The organism is Altererythrobacter sp. C41 (assembly GCF_016803135.1).
Classification (GTDB): domain Bacteria; phylum Pseudomonadota; class Alphaproteobacteria; order Sphingomonadales; family Sphingomonadaceae; genus Pelagerythrobacter.
Genome location: NZ_JAEVFE010000002.1, coordinates 466,293 through 491,892, shown reverse-complemented (window position 1 = coordinate 491,892; position 25,600 = coordinate 466,293). Strand labels below are relative to the sequence as shown.

Here is a 25,600-nt window from a genome sequence, read left to right as displayed (position 1 = left end):
GCCTTCTCCCCTTTGTCCGACTCTGCCGCGGGAGCCCTTTCCACTCCGGAGCTGGCGGTCGGTTCTTCTGCAGCGTGATGTAGGACAACCTTGTTGCCAATTGCAATACCAAACTATAACCAATGGTTGTTTTTGAAGTGAATTGGTAATATTGGTCTTATATGGCTTTGTCGGTGGTTTCGTGCTGGAACGGCAATAAGCGGCAACTTTCAGGGATTTGAGCGGGTGAACGCACTTCAGGGCCTCAAGAGCACCTTCAATACCACGACCGGCACACCGCTATACCAGCGGCTCACCAAGGTTCTGCGGGGCGCGATCGAGTCGAACCTGTGGGATGCCGACGATCCGCTCCCGTCCGAACGGGATATCGCCGAGACGCTGGAAATCTCGCGCGTGACGGTGCGCAAGGCGATCGACGGGCTGGTCGAGGACGGCCTGCTGGTCCGCAAGCGCGGATCGGGCACGTTCGTCGCCGGCCGCGTGGAGAAGAGCTTCGCCACGCTGACCTCGTTCACCGAGGACATGGTTTCGCGCGGGCGCAAGGTCCGCAGCGACTGGCTGATGCGCGAGCGCGGGTTGGTCACGCCCGAGGAATCGCTCAGCCTGTCGCTCAGCCCGGGCACGGCGGTGCTGCGGTTCCACCGCCTCCGCTGCGCCGACAACGTCCCCATGGCGATCGAGTACGCCACCGTTCCCGCCGCCTGCCTGCCGTCCGAACACGCGGTGGAGGATTCGCTCTACGAGGCGCTGCGCATCCGCAACCAGCGCCCGGTCCGCGCACTCCAGCGCCTGCGCGCCGTGCTCTTTACCGAGGAACAGGCGGAGCTGATGCTGGTCGAACCCGGCAGCGCCGGACTGTTCATCGAGCGCATCGGCTTCAACGCCGCCGGCGCCGCGGTCGAGTGGACGCGCTCCTACTATCGCGGCGATGCCTACGACTTCGTCGCCGAACTCAATCTCGGCCACTGACATGACCCGGACCGCCCGCGAAAGCGCCACGCTGATGTTCGCCGAAGCCGGCGAGGCGCACGGATGCGTCGCGCGGCAGGCCGCCGATTCGGGCGAAGCGATCGCGGAGATCGGCGCGGCCTTACGCACGCTCGAGCCGCGATTGATCGCCACCGTCGCGCGCGGAAGCTCGGATCACGCTGCGACGTACGCCAAGTATCTGATCGAGACGGCGGCAAAGGTGCCGGTGGTTTCCTGGGCCCCTTCGGTGAGCTCGATCTACGACGCCGAGAGCGCGCTCGAGCGAGCGGCCTGTCTGGCGATATCGCAGTCCGGCCGTAGCCCCGACATCGTCGCCGCGGCGCGCAGCGCGCGCGAGGGCGGCGCCCGGCTGGTCGCATTGGTGAACCAGACCTCGTCGCCGCTCGCCGAACTGGCCGACCACGTCGCGCCGCTGCATGCCGTTCCCGAGACGTCGGTCGCCGCGACCAAGTCGTACCTGGCCTCGCTCGCGATGATCGCCCGGATCGTAGCCGCCTGGACGGAGGACGAGGAGTTGACGGGCGCGCTCGCGGCGCTGCCCGAGCGGATGACCGAAGCCTGGGAGCTCGACTGGAGCGCGGCCGACGAGAAGCTGGCCGGCGCGCAGAGCCTGTTCGTTATCGGCCGCGGCATCGGCCTCTGCGTGGCGCAGGAAGCGGCGCTCAAGTTCAAGGAGACCTGCCGCATCCACGCCGAAGCCTACAGCGCCGCCGAAGTCCTGCACGGCCCGGCGGCGATCGTCCGCCCCGGCTTCCCAGTCCTCGCGCTGGCGCAGGACGATGCGACCGCCGGCAACGTCGTCGACACCGCCGAGAAGCTCGCCGAGATGGGCGCCGAAGTCGTCATCGCCGGTGCCACGGCGCGCGGATGCCTGACGCTGCCGACGCTGGCCGGCGATCCGCGCCTGCAGCCGATCCTGCTCGCCCAATCCTTCTATCGCCTCGTCAACCGGCGGGCGGTCGCGCTGGGCGAGAACCCGGATTCCCCGCCGCACCTCAGCAAGATCACGGAGACGACATGACTGCGAAGGCTTTCGTTGGCGGCCGGATCCTCGTCGGCGGGCGCTTCCTGGAGGGGCGCGCCGTGCTGGTCGAAGGCGACCGGATCGCCGCGGTCGTCGACGAATCGGGCCTTCCCGGGAATGCCGAGCGGATCGAACTCGATGGTGCGCACCTCCTGCCCGGCTTCGTCGACATTCAGGTCAACGGCGGCGGCGGGGTGCTGTTCAACGACGATCCCTCGGTCGCGGCGATCCGCGCGATTGCCGAAACCCACGCGCGCTTCGGCACGACCGCGCTGCTGCCGACGCTGATCAGCGACGAACTCGACAAAGTCGCCGCGGCGATCGACGCGGTCGAACGCGCGATCGCCGAGGGCATCCCCGGCGTGGTCGGCATCCATCTGGAGGGCCCCTTCCTCAGCACCGACCGCAAGGGCGTCCACGACGAGACCAAGTTCCGCCCGTTCCTCGAAGAACATGTCGAACTGATGTCGCGCCTGCGCGGTGGAACCACGGTCGTGACGCTCTCGCCCGAGCAGGCCGGCCCGCCGGTGATCCGCGCGCTGCGCGATCGCGGCGTGCGCGTCTGCGCCGGCCACACCAACGCCACTTACGCCGCGATGCGCGCGGCGCTCGACGCGGGGGTCATGGGCTTCACCCATCTGTTCAACGCGATGTCGCCGCTGACCAGCCGCGAGCCCGGCGTCGTCGGCGCCGCGCTGGAGGATCTGGAAAGCTGGTGCGGGCTGATCGTCGACGGGCACCACGTCTCGCCCGTCACCTTGCGCCTCGCGCTGCGATGCAAGCCGCTCGATCGCTTCATGCTGGTGACCGACGCCATGCCCTCGGTCGGGATGGAGGACGGCTGCTTCTATCTCCAGGGTCGCCGCATCCATGTCGAGGCGGGCACCTGCCGCGCCGACGACGGCACACTCGCCGGCTCCGATCTCGATATGGCCCGCGCGCTGCGCAACACGGTCGAGACGCTCGGCGTTGACCTGGCGCAGGCGGCGGCGATGGCCTCGACCCATCCCGCGGCCTTCCTCGGGCGCGAACACGACCACGGCGCGTTGCGCGAGGGCGCGCGTGCCGATTTCGTGGTGCTGGGCGCCGGATTGCAACTGCACTCGACCTGGATCGGAGGGCGCAAGGTTCATGGCTGACGTGAGAAGACCAGGGATTGGGACCGCGCTGCTTGCGCTGATCGCCGGAGCCGGGGCGCTGTCGCCGGCCGTGGCCGAAGCGCCCCGGAGGCCGGCAGGCGACGCCGAAGCGATCGGCGCCGCGCTCGATCTCACCTATCGCGTGCGCGCCAATCGCGGCGAGGGATCGTGCCGGCTTCCCGACGGCCGGGTCAGCGGAGATCAGCCCTGCGCCGAGGCGGAGATCGTCCTCAGCACCTCACGCCCGCTCGCGCTTGCCGGGCGCGAAATCTACTTCAGCCAGGTCGATCCGGTGGCGCTCACGCCCAATGGCGACGCGCATGTCGAGCATATCAACGGCGATCTCCACGTCCTGCGTTTCGCTTCGGATGCGCCCCCGTTGCAGCCGGGCGAGAACCGCAGAATACCCTTCGTCGTCGGCGGTGTGATCCTCACCCGGGCCAAGGTCATGCCCAATTACTACGTCGTCGATCCGCAAGGCGACGCGGCGATCATCGACAGCACGCGCGAGGTCGCGAGCGACTATCAGGGGCGGAAGGCTCTGCCGCATCTTGCGCCGCTGCCCGGCCCGCTCCGCCAATCGAGCCGCGACCTGACGCCGCTCGAGACGCCCGAACTGGTCGGTGCGGAAAATCGCGACGTCTCGTTCGTCGCCGAAGCGGTGGATGGCGGGATCATTCCCACGCCGAACCACGTCGAGCGCGACCCGGAAGGCGCACGGCTCGATCTCGCGCGCGGTCTGACGCTCCGGGGCGACGCCCGGCTGACCGCCGCGATGGCGCCGGCCATGGCGCACCTTGAGGCACTCGGCGTTCCGCAGGCGCCCGCCGGTATTCCGCTCATCGTCGAAACCGATCCGGCACTGGGCCCCGAAGCCTATCGGTTGCGGATTACCGGCGAGACCATCTCTGTCGCCGCGGGTGACGCCGCAGGCGCGTTCTATGCGGTGCAGAGCCTCGCGGCGCTGGTGCGCCCCGGCCATAGCGATGTCCCGGCGCTCGCGATCGACGATTCCCCGCGCTTCGGCTTTCGCGGGCTGCATCTCGACATCGCGCGCAATTTCCACGGGCCCGAGACGATCCGCGCGCTGATCGACCAGATGGCCGCCTACAAGCTCAACCGCCTCCATCTCCATCTCGCCGACGACGAGGGATGGCGGCTCGCCATCGAGGGCTTGCCCGAACTGACCGAAGTCGGCGCCCGGCGGTGCCACGACCTGGAGGAAGACGAGTGCCTGCTGCCCCAACTCGGCAGCGGCCCGTTCGCCGAGGGATCGGGAAGCGGCTTCCTCTCCGCCGAGGACTACGTGGGCCTGCTCCGCTACGCTGCCGCGCGGCAGGTGAAGGTCATCCCTTCGCTCGACATGCCGGGCCACTCGCGCGCGGCAGTCCGGGCGATGGATGCGCGCTACCGCAGACTGATCGCCGCCGGGCGGCCGGAAGAAGAGGCGGCGCGGTTCCTCCTGTCCGATCCGGCCGACACCACCCGCTATCGCTCGATCCAGCATTATTCGGACAACACGATCAACGTCTGCCGTCCGTCGACCTACCGGTTCGTCGGGCACGTCCTGGACCGGCTGATCGCGATGCACGAAAAGGCCGGAACGCCGCTGGAGCGCTATCACATCGGCGCCGACGAAACCGCGGGCGCCTGGGTCGAATCACCGATCTGCCGGGAATTCCTCGCCAGCGGCGAAGGCCCGTCGGAGATCGAGGATCTCGGCGGCTACTTCATCGCGCGCGTGGCGAAGATGGTGGCCGATCGCGGCGTGATTCCCGCGGCATGGAGCGACGGGCTGTCGCACGTCGATCCCGCCAAGCTGCCCGACCGCGTCCAGTCCAACGTCTGGGGCACGCTGGCCGGCGGGGGCGCGCAGACCGCGCACCGGCATGCGAATCTGGGGTGGGACGTAATCCTCTCGATTCCCGACGCGCTCTATTTCGACATGCCTTACTCGGCCCATCCCGAGGAGGGCGGATACTACTGGGCGATCCGCCGCGCGCCGACGCGCAAGCTGTTCTCCATGATGCCGGAAAACCTGCCCGGGCTCGCCGCCTACTGGCGCGACAATGGCGAGCGCGCGCTGACGATCGACGACCGGCCGGGCGGCGGCGATGCCTCGTACCGCCCGCTCGAAGAAGGCCGCGCATTCGCCGGCATCCAGGGCCATCTCTGGACCGAGACGATCCGCGATCGCGAGACGCTGGGATACCAGCTCTTCCCTCGCATGTTTGCATTGGCCGAACGCGCCTGGCATCGCCCGTCCTGGGAAGTGCCCTACGACCATTCGGGCGCACGGGTCGGTTTCGGCGACCCGATGATCGGCGCCGATCGCCGCGCCGCGATGGCCGCCGACTGGAACCGTTTCGCCAGCATCGTCGGCGCAAAGGAACTCCCCAAGCTCGCCGCCTCGGACTGGAGCTTCCGGCTGCCGACGGTGGGCGTGGTGCGGGCCGACGGCGCGTTGCAGACCAGAGTCGCGATTCCCGGCCTGGTGATCCACTGCGACGGCGGAACGGGGTGGACGGACCTGGAGAGCTGCGAGCCCGGACAGGACGGCACGATCGAATTGCGCTCCGCGCTCACGGCGGACGGCTCTTACGGCCGCGCGGTCACCGTCGACCACGCCGCCGGCGAGCGGGTGACACGGGCTGAGTGACTGCCGGTCCGCCTGCCAACAACGATTTTTGGAAAATGGTGCCGCTTAGGTGACTCGAACACCTGACCCCATCATTACGAATTAGATGCTCCTCCTCTCGGCAGCAACGCCCCTGCACCTGAGAAACCTGTCGATTGAGTTCCCGGCGTTCCATTGATGTTCACGGCAGTTCCCGCTACGGTGATTGCTGGAATCGGAGCTAGCAATCACATGGCGACTGGCAATATCACGATCACGTCCGTTACCGCGCTCCACCCAGGGGCGAAGGACAAGCTCTTGTGGGATGAGAAGCTGCGTGGTTTCGGGCTGAAGGTGACTCCAGCCGGGTCGCGGATCTACCTGTACCAATATCGCATGGGTGGGCGCGGCTCGAAGGTCCGGCGCTACACCATCGGAAAGCATGGTTCGCTCACACCGGATCAAGCTCGCAAGGAAGCGAAGCGGCTGGCGATGCTGGTGACGCAGGGCATCGACCCCCAGACGGAGAAGAAGGAGCGGCGCCGAGTTGTCGTCGATCTGGCGTTCTCCAGCTATCTCGATCGCTTCGTTTCGGACTGCCTGAAGGTGTCATGGAAGGCCTCGGCGGACGAAGTGGAGGCGATGCTGCGCGCCTATGCGCTGCCGGAGATCGGCAACAAGCCGCTTCCGGACATTCGTCGAGGCGACATATCTGCGGTGCTCCGGCCTCTTCGAGACAAACCAGCGAGCGCGAGCAAGCTGTTCGCGGTGCTTCGTCGCCTGTTTCGCTGGGCGATCAGCGAAGGTGATCTGGAAACCTCACCGATGGCCGCGATGGAAGCGCCGACCCCGCCCAAGTCGCGGGATCGAACGCTGGGCGACGACGAGCTGGTCACAATCTGGCGGGCAAGCGAGACGATTGGCTACCCCTTCGGCCCCATGGTCCGACTGCTCGTGCTCTGGGGCGCCAGGCGCAACGAGGTGGCCGGCCTGCCATGGGCAGAGCTGTCGCGGGCTGAGAGGCTTTGGTCGCTGCCTGCCAGCCGCGCCAAGAACGGCGAGGCGGTGAGCTACCATATCTCGGAACTCGCATTCGCCGAACTTGAGGCGCTGGCGAAGAGGGCGGGGAAGTCCGGGGCGTGGCCGCGACGTGGTTTCGTGTTCAGCACTACCGGCGACACGCCTGTTTCAGGGTACTCTCGCGCGAAGAGACGGCTGGATGCAGCGTGCGAGAAAGCAAACCACGGCACCGCCCTGCCCCATTGGACGCTGCACGATCTTCGCCGAACTCTGGCCACGGGTATGCAGCGGCTGGGCGTACGGTTCGAAGTCACCGAGGCCATTCTGAACCACAGGTCCGGCTCCCGGGCTGGGGTGGCAGGCATCTATCAGCGCCACCACTGGGGGCCGGAGAAGAAAGCGGCCCTGGATGCGTGGTCGCGGCATATCAGCACCCTCTTGGATGGGGCGGACGAGACAAACATCGTTGCGATTTCTGCCCGCGCTCATGCCTAGAGGAGCGCACCGTACAATCCGACCCACGCGGCTGGAGGCGGCTGACTTCGCACTCTTTCTATGCGGGCACAGCCACCGCCCCGTACTGGGCGACTTGCTTAGCGGTTACGATACGCGACCAACAGCGGAGATGGAGCGCTGGCGCGCTATGACGATCGCGTTCCTTTACCGGCGATTGACTAGGGGGGCAGGTCGCGGAGAGAAGAGGATTGCCGGCAAGCCGGGCCAACGCATCAAACTCGAGATGCCGATTGAGATGGTCCGGTATGCGGCCGCTTTTGCCCCCCGCACCGGATTGTTCGGCTCATCACGACGGAGCGTGATCGGCAGCAAATGGCGGCCGGCGATCACATTTGCGACCCGCTGCGATCAGGTCGCTAAAGCCCGGCGTGGCAGACCTCATCTGTTGGACCGGTTGGATTCTGAAGCAAACCGAAGCGATCGGCAGTTCTACCGGAGAGAAAAGCGCGCGCGGGAATTGGAGGCAATTCGAGACTCTTTTGAAGCGTCCGCTCGCCGGGCGACGAAACCGACCGAATAGATGTCACCCATCTTGTAGCCACCCCCGTTTTCACTGTTAATTACTCTGACCCATCGAAGGCCCCGCACTCCCGCGCTGGCCAACAGATGGGAACAGGCAATGCACGACCTGCTCGACACGAAGGCGGCGGCTCCTCGCATTGGAGTGTCGCCTGGCACGCTTGAAAACTGGCGAGTTGCCGGACGAGGGCCGAAGTTCATCAAGTCGCCTGGCCGGCGCGGCAAGGTTCTTTATGACCCCGCCGACATCGAAGCCTGGAAGGAAGCCAACCGCTTTCAATCCACCTCCGAGGCGGAGGCTGCGTGAATAATGGCCCCAATCAGAACGGGGAACGCTACCCCTGAAAAGCGAAAGGGCCGCACGGTCCTTACGGTGTGCGACCCTCGATTCGAACGCCTTGTGGTGGGGCTTGGTGTCGAGGGCGAACTCCTACACGAACTGCGACGTTTTGCCAAGGTGATGGCCACCGCTGCCGGGCGATATCAAATTGCCCGCCGTAGAGCGGGACTGTTCGGAGCACGGCGACTCTCCAAGGACGAAGCCGAGCGGCTTTTTTCCCAGTTTACAGATCAGGAGGCAGCCCATGGATGACTTCCATGCACGTCGAGCCCTGGCGCTCGCGATCCTGAATAGCGGCACGACTCTGACGAGGAAGGCTGGATCGTTTCTCGGGCAATGTGCTGTCGATCCGTCGTCCCTGACAGAACGGCAGCGAGAATGGTTCAAACAATTGGCCGAGAAGGCCGGGCTGACGGTGGAGGCGTGACATGACGCACACATCGACACCGCATTATCGCGATGGAACAGCCGCAGGCTTCAAGGGCAACAGCGCGGAGGCTCGGGAGACGGGCAAGGAGGCTGCCAAGAACGTCACTGAGACGCTTAACCGCCGTCACCGGCAGATGATGGAAGCGTGGGCACCATACGGGTCTTACGGAGCAACCCCGGAAGAGGTCGCGGGTGATCTCGGATTACCAGTCCATGTCGTGCGCCCGCGTGCCGGGGAGTTGGTCAAGCGCGGCATGATGTTCGAAGTCGGGAAGCGTCCCGGCCTCCTTGGGTGCCGCGTTATGGCGTACTCGATCGTAAAGCCCTCCGCTGCCAGCGAGGCGCCGTGATGCCCGGCGTGGTGGAGATAACCGGTAGTGAGGAGGCGGGCTTCTGGGTCCGCCTCCAGCCTCCCGATCCGGCGTTTCCCGAACAATGGTTCCCAACCCTTCGCGCGGCGCGCGGCGCGGCGGGCGGCATACGCCTCGTCACCGGGCGCAGAAAGGTGGACAGCACGGGAGGCGAGGATGGGAAGGCGGCATAGGCAACGGCCAGCCAAGCCCAACCACACCGGCCGGAATGACAAAAGCGGGCGGTTCGTCATGCTTCCGCACCGGATCCTCGAATCCGCTGCCTACGCCAGCCTAGACCTTGTCGCGCGCTCGCTGCTGACGGAGCTGGTCATGCTCTTCAACGGTGACAACAACGGCTCGATCTACTTGTCAGCACAGGATGCAACGGCACGGCTCGGCTTGTCCGATAAGCGTCCCGCACTTCGTGCATTTGAGGATCTTCAGGAACGCGGCTTCATCGTCCTGGCGAAGGATGCTCATTTCTCCATCAAAGCCGCCGATGCGTCGAGGGCACGTTGCTGGCGGCTCACCTGGCACGCGTGGCCTGAATGCCCTGTGCGATCGAAGAGGGCTCCGACGAACGGCTGGGAGCAGTTTCGGGCGGCCGGCAATACGTCGGCGAGCAAGCGCGCTGACAAGCGTCTGCGGGCGCTCGCGAAGCACCGGAATGCCAAGGCTCGCGGTCATTTGCCGGGTGTGAAATCCACACCGATGGAGGCGATTCCTATGCAAAAAGCGGTCAAACCGGGTGTGAAATCCACACCCGCTAAATCTGAGAATGACGCAAATCCGCCGTTTCTCGTCGGTGTGAAATCCACCCCCTATATAGATGTTACCATGGGCAGTGCGTGCATCGGATGGTGGGCAACGAACCGTGAAGCCCGGCTGGTTTCCCAGATCCTCCTGCTGACCGCCATCGGCCAACGCCGGTCTCTGGCGCGGGCGGCTTGAACCCTGGCTAAAGTCACGGCGTGAGGTGCAGCGAATCTCCTGTGCATCGATGCAGGGTCTGATCGGCAGCAGCCTCGTAAGCGCGCCCGTAGCAGATATCCGCTTCCGCAAGTGCCGGCGCAATCACACTGTCTCGTCTTTCGCAGGCGGCAGCAACAGCGTTCGCGTCGGTTCCACCCCGGCATCGCTGGTTCAGCGCTTGCCACTCGCTGATCAGGGCTAACTCGGAAGCCGTCCATTCATCAGTGCGGCTGGCTGCCGGGATAGGGCTTGGCGGCAACTCCGCCGGAGGCAGTGGCGTCGGCCTCACTAGGCGTGCGATCTCTAGCTCACCGTTGAGGGCGTCAGCAAATGCAGCACCGATAATTGAGCCTTCATTGTAGCCGACCTGCGTTCCATCTTCATAGGTGATCACGCGGCATGGGCTGCGGCAACTTGAGCGCCCTGTGATGGTGCCGTTCGGCATAACGCGAGCCAGTATATGTCTGCCATCGCGTTCGCCAAGATAGGCAAAGGTCACCACATCACCGGCAACTTTTCCAGCTTTGCGGTCCTCCTCCGAAACCGCTGCGATGTAGGAATAGAAGACGCCATCTCGCTCGTCATAGTTGTGCGAGGGTCGGGGCGGCTCATAATGAACTGGAGACGCGGTTGGCTCCGGGGCAATTGCTGGCGCCGGTATGACCGGATCGGTAGATCGCTCGTAATCACCGTCCCGGTCCTCAGCGTCTCCACAGCCTGCTATCAGCGCGACAGCCATCAGCCCGCCGCAAAGGCCCGCCGCTCTACCCGAGCGGCAGAGTTGGACGCCGAACTTGCTCGATCCGTTCATTGCGCTTCCTCCCTCCAGGAACACAATATCGGTTAGAGGCCTCGTCGAAATAAACTGATCAGCGTCTCGCGGACAACATGTAGGTGCCGCAGCGAGGCAACATCCCGACGCCGATAGAGGGCGCAGTGGCGAACACTAAAGCACAAACCCCGCGATCAGCCGTGCAATCTCGACCACGTTGGTTTGGCCTGTGAACTCGAATTTCACGCGCCCTAAGCCGGAGAAATACATCTCGAGCTCAGAGTCGAGATCGAATGATCCCGCGGTCTCTACCGAGAACACCACGATCTTGCTGTAGGGTAGCGAAGTGAAGTCCTTCTTCTTGCCGGTGATGCCCTGCACATTCACGGCAATGATGCGTTTGTCGGTGAAGACAACGCCGTCTCTCAGCGCCTTGAAGGCACCGATAATCTTCTCCCCCGGCAGCAACAGATCGCCGACACGTGTGGCGTACTCGTTGTTCTGCTTCAGCTTAAATACCGAGCCATTCTGGAAATCGATCATGTAGCCCCTCCCCTCGTGGCAGAATGACGCGAGAAGCGACTGGCGGTCAAGAAGGCACAAAGAACCCCGCCGAAGCGGGGTCGAGGAAGCCAGCCAAGGGGTCGGGGGCGGCTGGCTGATGTGCTCTGATGGCATTTGGTTGTGGGAGTGCAGCACGGCGATCCCCCTTTGCTCGCCGTTGACGGATGAAACCGGCCAAATTCGTGGTGGTTCCCGTTATCTCTTAGAGCACCATCGCTGCCGATATCGCGTCCATCAGCGTCGAGATCGGTACCGGCACGCTCGTTGAGCGATACCCCGGATTGAATGCCGGACGCTGCCCGTACTGCTCAATCCAGTGCCGGCCGTTCATGCGCCAAGCACGCTGCAGGGGTGCCACGGGCAGAAGATAGCAGCGCCGGCTCGGGGCGAACGCATAGGCGATGAAGTCGCATGCGAGTGGCTTCTGGATCCAGCCGGCCTTGCGCCGTTCCTCGTCGCTCCACCGTTCCAACAGGATATCGGGCCAGTCGTTCGTTCGAACCTTCTCATCGACGGTGAAAACACGTCCGCAGGCGAGTGTCAGGATGCGATCAATACCTCCGCGCTGCGCCCACCCATCATCGCGCACGGACACAGCGCTGACGAGCGTCGGAAAGGCGCGCCGGTAGATATCCATCCACCACGGCGCGTCGGAGTAGTGGTTGGAGAGCGCGAGGCTGGCGTGGAAGTCGTGCGTTTTCGGCCCCACAGGGAAACGCCCCGGCGGTGAGGCCGGGGCGCAATCTGGGGGCTGGGATTCCTGAAAGGCCAACGTCAGCTTCGGCTAGTTCGCGCTAGCTTAGCGCTCGCCGGGAAAAGGTGGTCGTCTTGCTCACATCCAGCGCGCAATCTTGCATACCATTCGTCACGATTGGGCCGGAGCCAGAGGCTACCGATTGTATTGCGCTTCATCTGCGCCTGCGAGCGAGTCTGGGCAGGCAATGCGGCGATGTGCTGCATCAGCGCACGGTACCGTTCCCACTCGCGATTATTGGCGTGCACCCGATCCTGCACATCTGAAGGCGCCTCCCACCAGGCACTGATGCCGTCCCGATGTTTTTCAAATCGGAGTCTTGCCGTTTCGGCGTCGTGCTCTGCCTTCAGCATCTGCGCATAAAGGCAGCAATGCTGGATGTCTTGCGCCCATTCGGGCGCGTCGCTCTCCTGCCGTTGCCGCTCGTGGCGGCGCTGGCGGGCTTCGGCAAGGTCAACGACCACCCCCATCATTGCTCCTCCTCGGCGACCAGCTTGATTGCCCTCGACAGAATTTCAATACGTTCCGCCTTTGCGATCGCGTCCTCGGCCTCGCGTTCGAGCATGGAGGCGAAATCTACGATCAAGTTGAGTGCCCTTCGCCGAACTTCCGGACTCTCCTCTCCGAACGCTTCATCCGCAGCCGTATCGATCGCGCGGGCTAGGCTCCGGGCGCGCGTGCAGAGGATCTGCACGTCAGTGGAGTGTCTGTAGATTTCGTTCGCCGGATTGGTGCCGGCCAAATTGCCCGGCGCAGGCGCGACTTTCCCCGCCACGGGTGTGGTGATAGGTGCATTCATAGTCGTATCCCTTCTTCAGCAAGGGCTTCGATCAGACCGGGCGTTTGGGGTAGCCGCCCCATTGCTCGGTCGCCTCGGCTTCCGACCTCGGCGATACAATTTGTCTCACACGGCGCGCAGTTGCGTCAACCCCCTTTGTGAGATAAAATGTCTCGCGATGAACGGGGTACAATCGAAGATGGCCAGAGCTGCCCTCGGGTGGTCTACTCACAAGCTGGCCGAGATGGCGGGAGTGGGCCGCGCAACTGTCGTGCGGTTCGAAGACGGCGAGGCGGTGGCAGCCGAGACGCGAGAGAAGATCGAAGCCGCTCTGGTCGATGCGGGGGCGCAGTTCCCACGGCGCTCAGGACGTATAGGCGTGACGGTTCCCGAGTAGACGCTGGTCTCGCTTGCCGGGTGGCGTCCTTCTACGCTATCCTCCGAGTATGGATGAGCGCTTCCCTGCCCTCGTTGCGAACCCGGCTATTGTGCTGGTGAGCCTGGGCGCGATCGCTGGGCTGCTCGCAGCATCATATTGGCTGAAGGTTGCGCGATCAGTCGATACCTCAGGCGACGTGATTAAAGGACCGGACGTGCGCGACCTTTCCGTTGCTGCCATCCTCACTGGCGTGTGCCTGTTTCTGATGTGTGGCGGCTTTCTCTTCGGGCGATTCACGGGCGAGTTTTGAGCGTCAACTGACTCCGCGAGCGTGGATTGAAGATGTTTGAAGTAAAGTCTCTCAGTCTATGTGACAGCCGGCCCGCCCCTCCCTCACCAAAACAAATTTAGCTGGAACTTTACTCAGTTTCTTTGCATCCTCTCGATGAGGAGCGCTTGGGGAAGCGCTCCCGTTGCTTGGGGGGAAATATGAAATTCGCTCTTTTGGCGGCGTCTGCCGCATTCGTTGCCGTGCCGCTTGCTGCGCAGGACGCTCAATCATCGCTGCCGATCCAGGCTGTTCGTGCCGCTCCGCAGCCTGCGACGGTACTGCCAGCGGGAACGGAAATCGCGCTGAAGATGACGCAGGAAGTTACCACCAAGGGCAACGGCTGGGAGGAAGGAGATCAATTCAATCTCACCGTCGCCGCCCCTGTCATGCTGGGCGACTTCGTGGTGATCCCCGAGGGTACGAAAGCCATCGGTCGGATAACCTGGCTAACCAGCCGAGGCGCCTTTGGCAAGTCCGGCAAGATGGATGTCGAACTCGAGTATCTGGAACTCGCCGGCCGCCGCATCAACGTCGATGGCACCTATCGGCAGGAAGGTAATGGCGCGACACTCGCCACCGTCGGGGGCGTTATCGCAGCAGGCATATTCGCTGGATTCATCACCGGGCGCAGCGGCGTGATCCCGCAGGGCCGGGAACTCATGGCGACGCTGGAGTCTGATCTACCCGTGGCGCTACCGGCGGGCGCCACCCTTGCGCCTGTGCCAGTCCAGGCCGTAGCGGTTACTCCTGTGGTAGCCAGCGAGCCCGTGGTAACCCAAGCATCAACACCAGTCGTTGATCCTACTGCCGGCGAGAACTGACGGAAGCCGGATGATTTTAAGCGCGATCGCCTTAACCCTTTGCGCTCCGGGTCCACGCGATAATTGCGTGGTCGATGGTGACACCTTCTGGCTTGCTGGCGAGAAGGTGCGGATTGCTGACATCGACACTCCCGAGATCAACGGTGAATGTCCGAGCGAGACGGCCCGCGCGCGCCAGGCACGGGATCGGCTGCTCGCACTGCTCAACGCCGCGCCGTTCGAGATCCGCCGTGCCGGCAAGGATCGCTACGGGCGCACGCTAGCGATCGTCACGAACGGCCGCGGCTCTGTGGGTGACCAGCTCGTTGCTGAAGGGCTCGCGCGGACGTGGAGCGGTCGCCGGGAAGAGTGGTGCGAATGAGACCCTGGGACGACGACGAAGAGCGGCCGAGCATCCTGCACCGCATCGAACAAGGCGTGTTCGGCGCGCTAGTGGCGGTTTCCTTCGCCGTCGTGCTGGTCTCGCTGTTCCGTCTAGCCTGATCACCTGCCACTTGATCGGCCCGCGAGAGCAGGGGCTGGAGCTGAAGAACTGCCCGTCAGGACTTCCGGAGTAAGTCCGGCAGCTTTGCGAGGTTGCGCACGATCATCAGCGCTTCGCGTCGAGTCAGCCGCCTCTCATAATCGGGTCCGATGGGAAGATCGCGATCTACGAAATACGTGTGCGCGAACCTCTTCCCGTTCGCGTCCTCGATCCAGTAGCATTCCTCGCTGCTACGCACCGTCCACGGCAGCGGGAAGCGCCGTGGAGGTGCACCTGTCTTTCGCTGCAATCGCTCTTGCTTCGGGGGCGGCCACATGCCTCACTGGAACACCGGCCGTCCGATTCGACGCAAGCGGTTTGTTCTATATTCGTTCCGGTAGGGGAGGCCCGCCATCTGCAACTTGTACCGCATGACGAAGGCGAACGACGAGATCGCCCGCCTCTTCCGCGTCGAGAGCACAATCGGCAACGCGGCTGAGGAAGTCTATCCCGGATATCCCGGCATTGTCGTGGCCGGTGGCGCGCTGCGAACGATGGTCTGGGGCTTTCCGCTGGTGCAGAAGAGCGCAAGGACCGGGCTACCCCTCAAACCCCGCCCGGTGAACAATGCGCGCACCGACAAGCTCGACGGCTTCATGTGGCGCTACAGCTTTCAGGAACAGCGCTGCCTGATCCCGCTGACCGCATGGGCCGAAGCGGAGGGCCCCAAGGGCGCCATGACGCGCACCTGGCTAAGCCTGCCCGATCAGCCGATCTTTGCCTGCGCCGGGATCTGGCGCGGCAGCGACGAGTGGGGCGACTGCTATTCGATGGTCATGACCGATGCGGCCGGGGTCGCGGCAGAGGTGCATGACCGTATGCCCGTGATCCTGCGGCCGGAGAACTACGAGAGGTGGCAGCACGCGTCGCCGGAAGAGGCGAAGGCGCTGTGCGTGCCCTACGCCGGCGAAGTTGCGATCGAGCGGACGGCGGATTCGTGGAGGCGCGCCTAGTCAATCTGACGGGCGGGGCTTCGGCCCCGCCCGTTACTTTGCGATGCGACCACCGCCTACGGCACAGCGTTGCACGGCAGCCTTTTAGGGGCGCACTCCAATGGGCGCGTCCATGCAGTAGCCTGCGCTATCGACCAACCACTCAGGGCAGCAATGGCCATAGGGGTCACAATAAGTGCCGTCGCTTGCATAAGCTGTGCTGCTCATTTGGCTCGGGGCTGGCGGAGATGTGAAAGGCATCGCCGAAACGCCAAACGGCGCGAGGGCCAGAATGACTGATGACGTGGCGAACAGAACTTTCTTCATGCGACTCTCCCATTCTGATTTAGAGCTGCCCCGCTATTGGTCGGAGCAACGCGAGCTTGCCGGACTATCTTCTTGGGATCAACCAGACATGTCCATCGTTACACGCCGCAGCGCAACTTCAACCGCTTGAGACAGCCGCCTGTGCCTCGATATCATGCTTGCGGATCGCGTCGATCTTCGCCGCGCCCCTTACGCGCGTCGCCGCGAATAGCTGATCGGCCTTAAACAGGCCGTCCCGACGTGGGGTTTCGAAGTCGAGCGTCCTGCTCTCGCCGCGTCGCATGGCGACCATGGCCTCGATGCGACTTTCTTCGCTGTCCACCTCAGTAAACTCGCCGATCAGTCGCTGCTCATACCAGTCTGTCCCAACCGTCTCGCCCTTGATGCAGACTGCGCCAAGCCCTCCAGCCTGTGCGTCCGTGCCTTTCGCGTAGACCGTGCCGGCAGGCAGCAAGAGAAATGTCTGTCGATCGACGATGTTCACGAGCCTCCTCCTGCGCCACAACGTGCGTCGTCGGTGTCTCCCTGGCCACAATCTACCGCAGGCTCATCTCTGAGGAAACGCGGTCCCCAGCTTACGAACATATAAGGATCAAATCGGGGTAGAACACCAAACATTCATTGACTTTTGCAGGAACATGTGCTACGGACGCATCACACATCGTCGGGATGACAGAGGTGTAAGTGATGCAGGACGTTCACCTAAGTTTTCGGGCCAATTCCGCTGTAGTGGCGGAGTTGGCTCGGCGCGCCGAGAAGGCGGGCTGCTCAGTGTCTGAGTACCTGCGCGCCGTAGTGCGCGAGAAGGTGGGGCTCCAATGAGCCGCGCTTCATTTGCACCGATGTCCCCGATGCTCACGAACATCGGGGGCTGCTATGAACAAGTTCTATGAGACGCTGACCAATCTGCGCGGTGACGTGCTGTTCGGGTATCGTGTGCAGGTGGTCGATGAAACCGGCGCATCGGTGGACATTTACCGCGACCGCAGCGGCACGCGGTTCACGGATGCCAGCGGTAATATCGTCAACTATGCCGAGGCCAGTTCGGATACCGGCATGGCCGAGTTCTACTGGAACGCGGCGACCGGACATATCCTCCAGATCACCGATAGCAGCGGCGAACTAGCACGCCCTCCGATCATCGGGTTCGGCGATAACTACGTGCTGGGCAACCTCTCGGGCGACCTCCCCACGACCGCGATTGACGGACTGGACGATACGCTCGCGGCGAAGGCTGATACCACTTATGTTGACACCAACCTCGCCACCAAGGTGCCCACTGCCGACCTCGCCTCTACCGATACCGGTAAGGGTGCGGCGCTGGTGGGGATGCCGCAGGGCGGCACGGTAGCGGGTGTTCGCGCTTCGAAAATTGCGCTTCTGAATACCACGGGTCTTCAGGCAATGGCGGCGTCACTTGACGCTGACCGCCTAAGTTCTGGCTACATTCCCACCTGGAACGCCGACGTAGAAATCACCGACCCGATCATATTTGAGCAACCCGGCACACGCATTTACGGCGATTTTGGTGCCACGTATGATCGTGGGGGCGGGAAGCTTGGTTGGCTGACGGGGGCCACGGGCCTCACCCGGATCATGGACCTGGGTAACTCGCGGATCGCTGGCGACAATCCCGCAGATACGTGGACAGTCGAACACCTCGGCTTCAAGCCCGCAGATATCACGAACGACCTTCGCGAGATTGATGGCATTGCCTTCACCTCGCGCACGAATGGGCCTGACCGGGGAATCGGCATTCGTTCGTGCGCCTTTATCGGCTTGAAGGACGCGATTACAATCGAGAACACGGATATCTCGGTGACAGCCGGGACCATGAACATCGAGGGCTGCGTGTTCACCCGCAACGCGAGCGCGGTCCACGCGAAGGGCCGTGTGTTTGGCTTCCGCTTTGTGGGTAACGAATGCGAACAGAATGCGGGTGGGACAGGTGGCGAGGGTGTTATTCGTGGCTGCTTTGACGGCCCGGTGACCATCGATGGGAATATGCTGGAAGGGCAACCCAACGCGATCAGTCTCGATATCTTCGCGATGACCGGATCCAGCCCTACGTTCTCCAGCAGGGGCAATTATTTCGAGGCGAACACGGGAGATTACGTTTACCGCTTCCGCGCCAACGCACCGTGGGTGTGTGAGATCGGCCCCAATTACACGCAGGCGATCACCGCTACGGACTACCTCCTGATCGAGGGGTGTTCGTCCTACGGCAAACTGGTGATGCGGGACAACTTCCCGGTCATGTTCGACAACTCGCCCTGCACGCTGGCCTATGGGTCTGACATTCTATGTCGCCAGCAGCGGGCCTACAGCATCCGCACCATCCCTTCCAAGTCGGCGGAAATCGTCATTTCCGACTGGTTCGGGCTTACGGATGATGACGGTGACCACACCCACGTCTGGGCACCATCCGTTTATTCAGAAGTGGCGACCCCTTACGGTCCTCGCTTCGCCGCCCCCGAAGGTTCATTCATCACCGTTCCTGTGTCGGTTGCAGTTGGTGACCTCGTTAGCCTCAACATACTTATGCGCGCCGAAGAAGTAGTTGCAGGAAACCTTTCGTTTCAAGCTTACGACAGCACCGCAACCAACATTATTCGCTCTTGGGGATCATCCAATGTGGCGAAGGTGCTGGCGGGCAAGTGGGCGTTGGTGAACGTCGCGTTCGTAGCGAATTACGCAAGCAGCAGCATTCGCGTTCGGTTCGACGCTTCCTCCGGCACCTACGATATTGCTATGGCTGCTGTCGCAGCAAAGAACATGGGCGCCTATGCGAACGATGGCGCTGTCACCGCTTCGATTAAACCTGTCGCGCCGACACCTGAGGACGTTCCGGGTAGTCTGTCGGGTTCTCATGCCTACGGAGGAATCACCTTGGCCGATGGCGCGGGTGCGAATGTCATCGCTACCCTCACTGGCGCAGTCCTCGGCGATTTTGTAACGGCCCTTTGCTATAGCCAGAACCTCCAGAACCTGACGGTTACTGCGGCAGTTCGTGCTGCCGATAGCGTTGGCATCCGAATACAGAACGAGACGGGGGCGGAAGTCACGCTAGCCGCTGGCACCTTCTACTACGAGGGGAAGAAGCGGTGACGGATCGCCGCTCCATCACCCTCATAGCCATGCTGGCCCTTTCGGTCCTCAGCAGCGCGTCAACTGCCTTCTACGTGTGGAGGCGGTGCAGATGACCACGCGTGCAAACACAGGTGAGCGCTCCGGCAGCTTCAATCCGTTCCGCTATCTCTCGGCTGCTGCAGCGGGAGACATCGAGGCACAGCGGACAATCGCGGAGCGAGGAATTGCGCACGCCGTCGAACATTGCGACGTGCTTGCCGCGATGGACGCGGCGGTTTTCGCTCGGCTGGCTGCGGCTCATGGGATGCGGGACGATCAGGGGCGCTTGCTCTCGATCCTGGCTATCGTGGGTGATCTTGCAACTGAGGATGAGGTCGACCTGCGCGAAAGTCTCGCTGCTGAATCGCTCGCCCTAATCTCGCTCCTTGCCGACGACGGCGAGGAATGCGCCGATCAATTTCTGCTCAGCATAGCGGAGCATTCCACGCCCACCGCTGTCGAGCTTTCCAAACATCTGCGAGCCGCGATGCTCGACAAGGGGGAATAATGTACCAGTTAGCGCAGAGTGCCCAACCCGATCCCATGCTTGCAGCGCCCTTTCGCAGGGCCAAGCCTGGCCTTTTCGGCTCCAGGAGGAAGAGCCCCAGCAAATACCTTGAGTTGCCTAAAGGGCAGGACGGCCAGCCGGTAGTCCCAGGTCCGATTAGCGGTTTCGGTGGTGGAACGTGGAATCTCGATGGCAGCCAGGCCACCGCGCCCGATGGTGCGTCGGCCATGGCGCAGCCGAGTGCACAGCCGTCACAAAACGCCGGCAACTTCGGAATGGACAACCCGGCACCGAGCACTGGCCCGCTCGGCGGTTCGATGCGCCAGCCGTTCGACTACGAACGGGCGCTTGAAGTCCTCAGGGGCGATCAGCGCAAGCCGAAGGCGTGGCAATACGCGCTTGCCGCTGTGGGCGATGCTCTGGCGATGAACAGCGGCTACCGACCGTATGCGGTTCAGAACCTCACCGCCGCGCGCAACGAGCAGGCTCAGCGCCAGCGCGAGGCTGCGGCGCAAGTCCTCGGCTGGCAGTATAACGACTACGCTCGCAACCAGGAGGCGGACCTTCGGGCGGCAGCCCCGTTCTCCAGCGGTCGGGATCGGGTGCAGTTCGATCCGGCCACCGGGCAGTCGCGCATCATCTACGATGGTGCCGAGGACTTCCAGACCTATGCCGATGAGCTTGGCCTTGAGCCGGGCAGCGAGGAGTATTTCAAGGCCGTCGAGGACTATGTTCTCCGCTCCGCTGGGCCATCGGCTTACGAGCGCGATGTGCAGTTGGACGATCACCGAACCGGCAACGATGCCGAGCTTGAGCGCATCCGCAATGGCTTCCGTGTGGGTCTCGAACAGCTACGTCAGACCAATCGCCGAGGCATGGTCGATTACCGCAATGCCAATCCGGCCCCGCCCCGGTCGCGAAGGAAGGCGAGTTCTAATTCGGTGGTGACGGTCAAGACTCCTGCGGAGGCTGAGAGGCTTCCCAAGGGGACGCGGTATCGTGGCCCCGATGGGGTGGTGCGCGAACGATGAGCGAACCGTGGCCGGGTCGCGTGGTCGATGCCCCCGAGTCGAGGTGGTCCGGCACGGTCGTAGCGCCCACCCCAACAGCTTCTCCGCGCCGCCGTCGCACGATCTTCGGTGCACGCCCCCGCACGCCTGCACCGCTGGATAGCGCGACAGCGACCGATGGCGACACGATCCGCTCGGGCGATTTGCGTGTGCGCCTGTGGGGCGTTGATGCACCTGAACTCAATCAACCGGGCTTCGACCGGCAGGGCAACGCGGTGTCGATCGGTCAAGCATCACGCGACTACCTCCAAGGCCAGATCTCTGATGCCCGCACGGCGCGCCTTGATGATGTTGCGGGTATGTCTTGGGGCCGCCCTGTCGGTCCTGTCTCGCTCGATGGCAGGGACGCGGGCCTTGGTTCGATCCGGTCGGGCAACGCGCTTGCCGCGCCTGACTACTTGGAGAGCGATCCCGGCCGCCGGTTCGATTACATGCAGGCCGAACGGCTGGCGCGTGTGAACCAGCTCGGCCCGATGAATGACACGATGGCGCAGAACCCGGCGGATTTCCGCAAGGGCATTGCGCCTCGGCAGACGGTCGCGCAGTTCTGGGATACACCCACGCCGTTTCAGGGGATGCGACCGGAAGCCGAAAAGCAATATCTCCAGCTGCTCGAAAGTGCGCCCGCTGCCGAGATTGCGGCCTTCGCGGAATCGCAGGGGCTGAGCCTCGATCCCGAATATCTCGCATCATGGGTTGAGGATCGCGACGAGCGGAAGGCCAAAGGGCTGCCCTACACTGTGGCGGCTCGATACAGCGAAACTCCGCTCGCTACGCAGGAACTCGGCGACGGTGCGATCGGAGCGGGTGTGCGTGGTTACGGGGAAGGCTTCGTGGCTGGCGCTCTGGGCGAGCTGGGCGCGGTGGCTGATACGCTTGGTGGCACCGAAGGCCGCGAGAACATCTGGAACAGCGATCGACGCCTCGCCGATATCTGGGCGAACAACGAGTATCAGAATGCAGCGATCCTCCGGGGTGATGAGAACGCGCACCCGACCGCTTCACTTGTTGGCGAAATCGGCGGTGCTCTCACCTCGGGCTTTCTCATCCCCTACGGTCAGGGCGCTCGCACTGTGCCCCAGCTTGCCCGCGTGGGTGCAGTCTATGGTGGCACTGAGGGCTTCATGGGGACCGATGGCACCATGCCGCAGCGCCTCACTGGAGCAGCCATAGGAGCACCAGCGGGGGCAATCATCAATGCGGCGGGCGGCAAGGCCCTCGAAGCTGCTGCGCCGCTGCTCGGTCGCGCTGCGAGCGCTGTGCGTGGCCGTCTCGGTCGTGAGACTTCCCCGACGGTGATTGCTGCTGCTGAGACGGCTGGCGATGTGGGCGATTGGCCCGGCCGCGTCATCGATGAGCGGGCCATGGCAATGGATGCAGCGCCGGACCCTTCCCTATCCGCTCCCGTTCGTCAGCGGGATTACATAGACTTACAGCCGGTGCGCCCAACGCGGCTCGCTGATCCGCTCGACGACGCGCAGCGCACGGCCGCTGCTGAGACTGTTCAACCGCAAGACGTGTTACCCAACGCTCCTGAACAGGCGCTTCCTGTGGTGCAACCTCATGAAGAATGGTCGGATGAAGCGATCCAGCGCGTGGGCAACATCGACGTTACAAAGCTCGATACGCCGCAGGACATTCGTCGAGCGCTGAAGACCTCCAGCGATATGCTCGGTGGCTTCGATGCCGCTACCCGTGGGCGCATCACCCAGGCCGAGACCGAGCGGCTGGCGTCCGAAATGGGGATGACCGCCGATCAGCTTCTTTCCCGCCGCAAAGGTGATGCGTTCAATGCGGAAGAGGCTCTTGCAGCGCGTCAGATCCTCGCGAAGTCGGGCAATGAACTCGTCAATTTCGCCCGTCGTATCCAGCGGCTCGAACGCCCCGGTGATGCGGAAGCCGCTGCTTTCAAGCGTGCTCTGACCCGTCACGCTGCTATCCAGGAGCAGGTGGCGGGAATGACGGCGGAAGCCGGACGCACACTGCAGCAATTCCGCATGCTGGCGAATAGCCGCGCTGTGCCGGGCGAAGTCCTATCGTCAATGGCGGACCTCGGTGGTGGCGAAAAGCACATCAAGAATGCCGCCGACATGTTGCTCGATGCTGTCGAGGACGGCCCGGGCCGGTTCAACACCGTTGCCCGGAAGGTCAATGATCCCCGCTTCCGCGACAAGCTGGCCGAACTGTTCATCAATCAAATTCTGTCCGGGCCGCAAACGCATGTCGTCAATGCGATCGGCAACACCCTGACAGCGCTCGGGCAGCTTCCCGAGAATGTCGTTGCGTCAGCCATCGGCGGCGCCCGACGTGCAGCAGCGCGGGAGGAAATCGACCGCGTGATGGCCGGGGAGGTTGGAGCGCGCCTGTTCGGGCTGGTACAAGGGACGAAAGAAGGTGCTCGGTTTGCGGCGCAAGCACTGAAAACCGGTGAGACCTCGGACACGTTCTCGAAGATCGCTGGCCACGACATGCGCGCTATCTCTGGCCTCAAGGGTGAGGTCATCCGTGTACCCGGCCGCCTGCTCAATTCAGCCGACGAACTGTTCAAGGGAATGAGTCGCCGGGCAGAGCTTAACGCCCTCGCCTATCGCAATGCCCACAAGGAGGGGCTGAAGGGACAGGCGCTTCGCGACCGTATCGCGCAGCTTTCCGCGAACCCCACCGAGGATATGGAGCTACAGGCGCTCGACTTCGCCCGCTACATGACGTTCCAGCGTCCGCTCAGTGGTGTGTCGCAGAACATCTCCCGAATGGTGCGCGATCACCCCGAGTTTCGGCCGATCATCACGTTCATCCGCACACCCACGAACCTGCTCAAGTTCGCCGCCGAGCGTTCGCCAGCCGCACCGATTCTCAAGGAGTGGCGCGCCGACTTCAAGGCCGGTGGTGCGCGCCGCGATATGGCGATGGCCCGTGCGCTGCTCGGCACCGGTTTCGCCTACACCATGTTCGAGGCTGCAAAGAACGGTCTTATCACTGGTTCTGCTCCGTCCGACCCGGCGAAGAACCGCTATCTGCGCGCGAATGGCTGGCAACCGTACAGCGTGAAGGTGGGCGACAAGTGGATCAGCTATGCGCGCCTCGATCCGTTCTCCACAACGATCAGCGTTGCAGCGGACCTGGCAACCAAAGCCGAGGGCATGACCGACCGCCAGCTCGAGAACTATTCCGGACTGCTGGTCGCTTCGATCATGTCTTCGCTCGGTGATAAGGTCTGGCTTTCGGGGATCTCCGACTTCACGAACGCCCTGTCCGATCCTCAGCGCTATATGGGCTCGTACCTGCGCCGGCTGGGCGCATCCTTTGCAGTGCCGAACCTCTCGTTCCAGACGGCACGCACCATCGATCCCGTGGCGCGCGAGCGCGATACCTTCGGCGAGGAGCTACAGGCCCGCATTCCCGGCTTGTCCGCTAAGCTCCTGCCGCGTCGAGACATCTGGGGCAGCCCGATCACGAATGAAGGCGGCGTGGGGCCGGATTGGCTTTCGCCGATCTGGCAGTCCACGGAACGGAACGATCCGGTCAATCAGGAAATGCTCGCGATCGACGCACGCAACGGTCCTCCGTCGCGCTACTACACCGTCGACGGCGTGAAGAACGAATGGACGCCCGAGCAATACGACAGACTGCAGGCCCTTTCTGGACCAGCCGCCCATTCCGGTGTGATGGAATTGGTTGCGTCGCCATCGTGGCAGTCCATGGACGATGACGCCAAGCGTAAAGCGGTTGATAAGGTGTTCCGCGAGGCCCGCGACAACGCGAAGGCGCAAATTCTGACCGGCGCACCAGCATCTGAGGGCGCTGATTGGCCGGGGACGATCGTAGAGCCTGAAGGTGGCGGTGAGCAGTGGCCCGGCACGCCGGTTGCAAATAGTCCCGGGGCGCCCGCATCATGAGCAAACCGAAAGATACCGGGCGGAAATCGGATGGAACCTTCGCCCCTGGGAACACGCTAGGCGGTCGACCACCCGGCTCCCGCAACAAAACCACGTTGGCGATCGAGGCGCTGCTTGAGGGCGAGCACGAAGCACTGACGCGCGCTGCGATCGGCAAGGCGTTGGAGGGGGATACCACAGCGCTGCGGTTGTGCCTCGATCGCCTGGCGCCTCCCCGGAAGGATTCACCCGTCTCATTCGACCTGCCCCCCATCAAGACTGCGGAGGATGCCGTGACGGCCTCGTCTGCGGTTCTTGCTGCCGTCGCTGCGGGTGAGGTGACGCCGGACGAGGCGGGCCGGGTCATGTCCCTGCTCACCGCCCACAAGGCTCTGGTCGAAACCTGTGATCTGGAAGCCCGGATCACGGCACTGGAGGCAAAAAAATGAGCGGTCTTTCGAAACGATTGGAACGGCTGGAAGCGGCAGGAGGGACCATCGCCTCTCCCCACGCCCGGCAATATTTGGGCATTCAGCTGACCAACGAAGAGCGGGAATGGATCGAAGCCAACCCGCTCCAGCCGATGACCGAAGCAGAGAAGAAGGAGTTCGACGCATGGTGGCACGATCCCTCGCGCGGCGCATGAAAGAGCTAGAGCGCCAGACCTGCGGCGCAAAGAAGTGGCACGTCATAATTCGGCGCGCGGGTCAGACGGAGGAGGAGGCTGTCGCCGCCTACGAGGCGGATCACGGGCCGATCGGCCCTGATGATGGTAGCATGTTGTGGGTCATCGTTCGTAAGCCGAACCCCAGGCCGGCTGCATGCGTAGCTTGAGCCGCCGTGTGCCGCGGATAGATGCTGTTGCCGCCCCGCCGATCGACGGCCCGACCGCAATGGTTATACCTGATGGGAGGACAG

General features: G+C 63.5%; 29 protein-coding genes and 1 tRNA gene. 23 read left to right on the top strand and 7 right to left on the bottom strand.

Annotated elements, in window-relative coordinates; genetic code table 11:
* The first annotated feature begins 225 nt into the window (after nucleotides 1-225).
* The 4 genes from JNO53_RS06325 to JNO53_RS06310 are packed head-to-tail and all read left to right on the top strand — an operon-like array spanning nucleotide 226 to nucleotide 5,812.
* A complete protein-coding gene (locus JNO53_RS06325; RefSeq protein ID WP_203108765.1) occupies nucleotides 226-969 on the top strand; it encodes a UTRA domain-containing protein in 744 nt (247 codons plus the stop codon).
* Between the two features lies 1 nt (nucleotide 970).
* The gene (locus JNO53_RS06320; protein WP_203108763.1) at nucleotides 971-2,011 is read left to right on the top strand and encodes an SIS domain-containing protein; all 1,041 of its coding nucleotides are present in this window, start codon (nucleotides 971-973) and stop codon (nucleotides 2,009-2,011) included.
* Nucleotides 2,008-3,153, top strand: coding sequence for an N-acetylglucosamine-6-phosphate deacetylase (gene nagA / locus JNO53_RS06315; protein WP_203108761.1), 1,146 nt, complete (start codon nucleotides 2,008-2,010; stop codon nucleotides 3,151-3,153). The genes JNO53_RS06320 and nagA overlap by 4 nt, the downstream gene beginning before the upstream one ends.
* Entirely contained in the window at nucleotides 3,146-5,812 is a 2,667-nt protein-coding gene (locus tag JNO53_RS06310) for a family 20 glycosylhydrolase (RefSeq protein WP_203108758.1), read from the top strand. The genes nagA and JNO53_RS06310 overlap by 8 nt, the downstream gene beginning before the upstream one ends.
* A gap of 36 nt (nucleotides 5,813-5,848) precedes the next feature.
* Here the strand turns inward: JNO53_RS06310 and JNO53_RS06305 are convergent.
* Nucleotides 5,849-5,914: transfer RNA gene (locus tag JNO53_RS06305), tRNA-Ser, on the bottom strand.
* A gap of 108 nt (nucleotides 5,915-6,022) precedes the next feature.
* Here JNO53_RS06305 and JNO53_RS06300 point away from each other — a divergent pair.
* The 6 genes from JNO53_RS06300 (at nucleotide 6,023) to JNO53_RS06275 (ending at nucleotide 9,898) form a co-directional block, all read left to right on the top strand.
* Nucleotides 6,023-7,285: a tyrosine-type recombinase/integrase gene (locus JNO53_RS06300; RefSeq protein WP_203108756.1), complete on the top strand. Its 1,263-nt coding sequence runs from the start codon at nucleotides 6,023-6,025 to the stop codon at nucleotides 7,283-7,285.
* 148 nt (nucleotides 7,286-7,433) lie between these two features.
* Nucleotides 7,434-7,826, top strand: a complete 393-nt coding sequence (locus JNO53_RS06295; protein ID WP_203108754.1) for a hypothetical protein — start codon at nucleotides 7,434-7,436, stop codon at nucleotides 7,824-7,826.
* Between the two features lie 99 nt (nucleotides 7,827-7,925).
* Nucleotides 7,926-8,132, top strand: coding sequence for a helix-turn-helix transcriptional regulator (locus JNO53_RS06290; RefSeq protein ID WP_203108752.1), 207 nt, complete (start codon nucleotides 7,926-7,928; stop codon nucleotides 8,130-8,132).
* Between the two features lie 277 nt (nucleotides 8,133-8,409).
* Entirely contained in the window at nucleotides 8,410-8,592 is a 183-nt protein-coding gene (locus JNO53_RS06285) for a hypothetical protein (protein ID WP_203108750.1), read from the top strand.
* Between the two features lies 1 nt (nucleotide 8,593).
* Nucleotides 8,594-8,944 (top strand): hypothetical protein, encoded by a 351-nt coding sequence (locus tag JNO53_RS06280; protein ID WP_203108748.1) that lies wholly within the window; start codon nucleotides 8,594-8,596, stop codon nucleotides 8,942-8,944.
* A 252-nt stretch (nucleotides 8,945-9,196) separates the two neighbouring features.
* Nucleotides 9,197-9,898: a hypothetical protein gene (locus JNO53_RS06275; protein WP_203108746.1), complete on the top strand. Its 702-nt coding sequence runs from the start codon at nucleotides 9,197-9,199 to the stop codon at nucleotides 9,896-9,898.
* 13 nt (nucleotides 9,899-9,911) lie between these two features.
* Here JNO53_RS06275 and JNO53_RS06270 read toward each other — a convergent pair whose 3' ends face one another.
* The 5 genes from JNO53_RS06270 to JNO53_RS06250 all read right to left on the bottom strand — a co-directional run bounded on the left by JNO53_RS06270 (nucleotide 9,912) and on the right by JNO53_RS06250 (nucleotide 12,808).
* Nucleotides 9,912-10,730 (bottom strand): hypothetical protein, encoded by an 819-nt coding sequence (locus JNO53_RS06270; protein WP_203108744.1) that lies wholly within the window; start codon nucleotides 10,728-10,730, stop codon nucleotides 9,912-9,914.
* 135 nt (nucleotides 10,731-10,865) lie between these two features.
* Entirely contained in the window at nucleotides 10,866-11,234 is a 369-nt protein-coding gene (locus JNO53_RS06265; RefSeq protein WP_203108742.1) for a PH domain-containing protein, read from the bottom strand.
* 223 nt (nucleotides 11,235-11,457) lie between these two features.
* Nucleotides 11,458-11,964: a hypothetical protein gene (locus tag JNO53_RS06260; protein ID WP_338015309.1), complete on the bottom strand. Its 507-nt coding sequence runs from the start codon at nucleotides 11,962-11,964 to the stop codon at nucleotides 11,458-11,460.
* 65 nt (nucleotides 11,965-12,029) lie between these two features.
* On the bottom strand, nucleotides 12,030-12,482 hold the full coding sequence (locus tag JNO53_RS06255) for a hypothetical protein (protein ID WP_203108740.1): 453 nt from the start codon (nucleotides 12,480-12,482) through the stop codon (nucleotides 12,030-12,032).
* Nucleotides 12,479-12,808, bottom strand: a complete 330-nt coding sequence (locus JNO53_RS06250; RefSeq protein WP_203108739.1) for a hypothetical protein — start codon at nucleotides 12,806-12,808, stop codon at nucleotides 12,479-12,481. Before JNO53_RS06250 ends, JNO53_RS06255 begins: the two co-directional genes overlap by 4 nt.
* Before the next feature lie 178 nt (nucleotides 12,809-12,986).
* On the opposite strand from JNO53_RS06250, the gene JNO53_RS06245 reads away from it, so the two are divergent.
* The 6 genes from JNO53_RS06245 (at nucleotide 12,987) to JNO53_RS06225 (ending at nucleotide 15,794) form a co-directional block, all read left to right on the top strand.
* Nucleotides 12,987-13,184: a helix-turn-helix domain-containing protein gene (locus tag JNO53_RS06245; protein WP_203108737.1), complete on the top strand. Its 198-nt coding sequence runs from the start codon at nucleotides 12,987-12,989 to the stop codon at nucleotides 13,182-13,184.
* Nucleotides 13,185-13,233: 49 nt separating this feature from the next.
* Nucleotides 13,234-13,476, top strand: coding sequence for a hypothetical protein (locus tag JNO53_RS06240; protein WP_203108735.1), 243 nt, complete (start codon nucleotides 13,234-13,236; stop codon nucleotides 13,474-13,476).
* Nucleotides 13,477-13,655: 179 nt separating this feature from the next.
* Entirely contained in the window at nucleotides 13,656-14,318 is a 663-nt protein-coding gene (locus JNO53_RS06235) for a hypothetical protein (protein ID WP_203108733.1), read from the top strand.
* Between the two features lie 67 nt (nucleotides 14,319-14,385).
* Nucleotides 14,386-14,679, top strand: a complete 294-nt coding sequence (locus tag JNO53_RS06230) for a thermonuclease family protein (RefSeq protein WP_338015308.1) — start codon at nucleotides 14,386-14,388, stop codon at nucleotides 14,677-14,679.
* Nucleotides 14,676-14,801 (top strand): hypothetical protein, encoded by a 126-nt coding sequence (locus JNO53_RS15465; RefSeq protein WP_274380863.1) that lies wholly within the window; start codon nucleotides 14,676-14,678, stop codon nucleotides 14,799-14,801. Before JNO53_RS06230 ends, JNO53_RS15465 begins: the two co-directional genes overlap by 4 nt.
* A gap of 393 nt (nucleotides 14,802-15,194) precedes the next feature.
* Nucleotides 15,195-15,794: an SOS response-associated peptidase family protein gene (locus tag JNO53_RS06225; RefSeq protein ID WP_203109059.1), complete on the top strand. Its 600-nt coding sequence runs from the start codon at nucleotides 15,195-15,197 to the stop codon at nucleotides 15,792-15,794.
* Between the two features lie 424 nt (nucleotides 15,795-16,218).
* Here JNO53_RS06225 and JNO53_RS06220 read toward each other — a convergent pair whose 3' ends face one another.
* Complete coding sequence (locus JNO53_RS06220) at nucleotides 16,219-16,584, bottom strand: hypothetical protein (protein ID WP_203108729.1); 366 nt, start codon at nucleotides 16,582-16,584, stop codon at nucleotides 16,219-16,221.
* Nucleotides 16,585-16,787: 203 nt separating this feature from the next.
* Between JNO53_RS06220 and JNO53_RS15560 the strand changes: the two genes are divergently transcribed.
* The 7 genes from JNO53_RS15560 to JNO53_RS06185 all read left to right on the top strand — a co-directional run bounded on the left by JNO53_RS15560 (nucleotide 16,788) and on the right by JNO53_RS06185 (nucleotide 25,328).
* On the top strand, nucleotides 16,788-16,922 hold the full coding sequence (locus JNO53_RS15560; RefSeq protein WP_443111165.1) for a plasmid mobilization protein: 135 nt from the start codon (nucleotides 16,788-16,790) through the stop codon (nucleotides 16,920-16,922).
* A 54-nt stretch (nucleotides 16,923-16,976) separates the two neighbouring features.
* Nucleotides 16,977-19,208, top strand: coding sequence for a hypothetical protein (locus JNO53_RS06210; RefSeq protein WP_203108725.1), 2,232 nt, complete (start codon nucleotides 16,977-16,979; stop codon nucleotides 19,206-19,208).
* Nucleotides 19,209-19,293: 85 nt separating this feature from the next.
* Entirely contained in the window at nucleotides 19,294-19,737 is a 444-nt protein-coding gene (locus JNO53_RS06205; RefSeq protein ID WP_203108723.1) for a hypothetical protein, read from the top strand.
* Complete coding sequence (locus JNO53_RS06200) at nucleotides 19,737-20,768, top strand: hypothetical protein (RefSeq protein ID WP_203108721.1); 1,032 nt, start codon at nucleotides 19,737-19,739, stop codon at nucleotides 20,766-20,768. The genes JNO53_RS06205 and JNO53_RS06200 overlap by 1 nt, the downstream gene beginning before the upstream one ends.
* The gene (locus tag JNO53_RS06195) at nucleotides 20,765-24,703 is read left to right on the top strand and encodes a thermonuclease family protein (RefSeq protein WP_203108719.1); all 3,939 of its coding nucleotides are present in this window, start codon (nucleotides 20,765-20,767) and stop codon (nucleotides 24,701-24,703) included. Before JNO53_RS06200 ends, JNO53_RS06195 begins: the two co-directional genes overlap by 4 nt.
* Nucleotides 24,700-25,131 carry a DUF5681 domain-containing protein gene (locus tag JNO53_RS06190; RefSeq protein WP_238401665.1) on the top strand — a complete coding sequence of 144 codons (432 nt, stop codon included), beginning with the start codon at nucleotides 24,700-24,702 and terminating at the stop codon, nucleotides 25,129-25,131. Before JNO53_RS06195 ends, JNO53_RS06190 begins: the two co-directional genes overlap by 4 nt.
* Nucleotides 25,128-25,328 (top strand): hypothetical protein, encoded by a 201-nt coding sequence (locus JNO53_RS06185; RefSeq protein ID WP_203108717.1) that lies wholly within the window; start codon nucleotides 25,128-25,130, stop codon nucleotides 25,326-25,328. The genes JNO53_RS06190 and JNO53_RS06185 overlap by 4 nt, the downstream gene beginning before the upstream one ends.
* Nucleotides 25,329-25,600 lie beyond the last annotated feature (272 nt).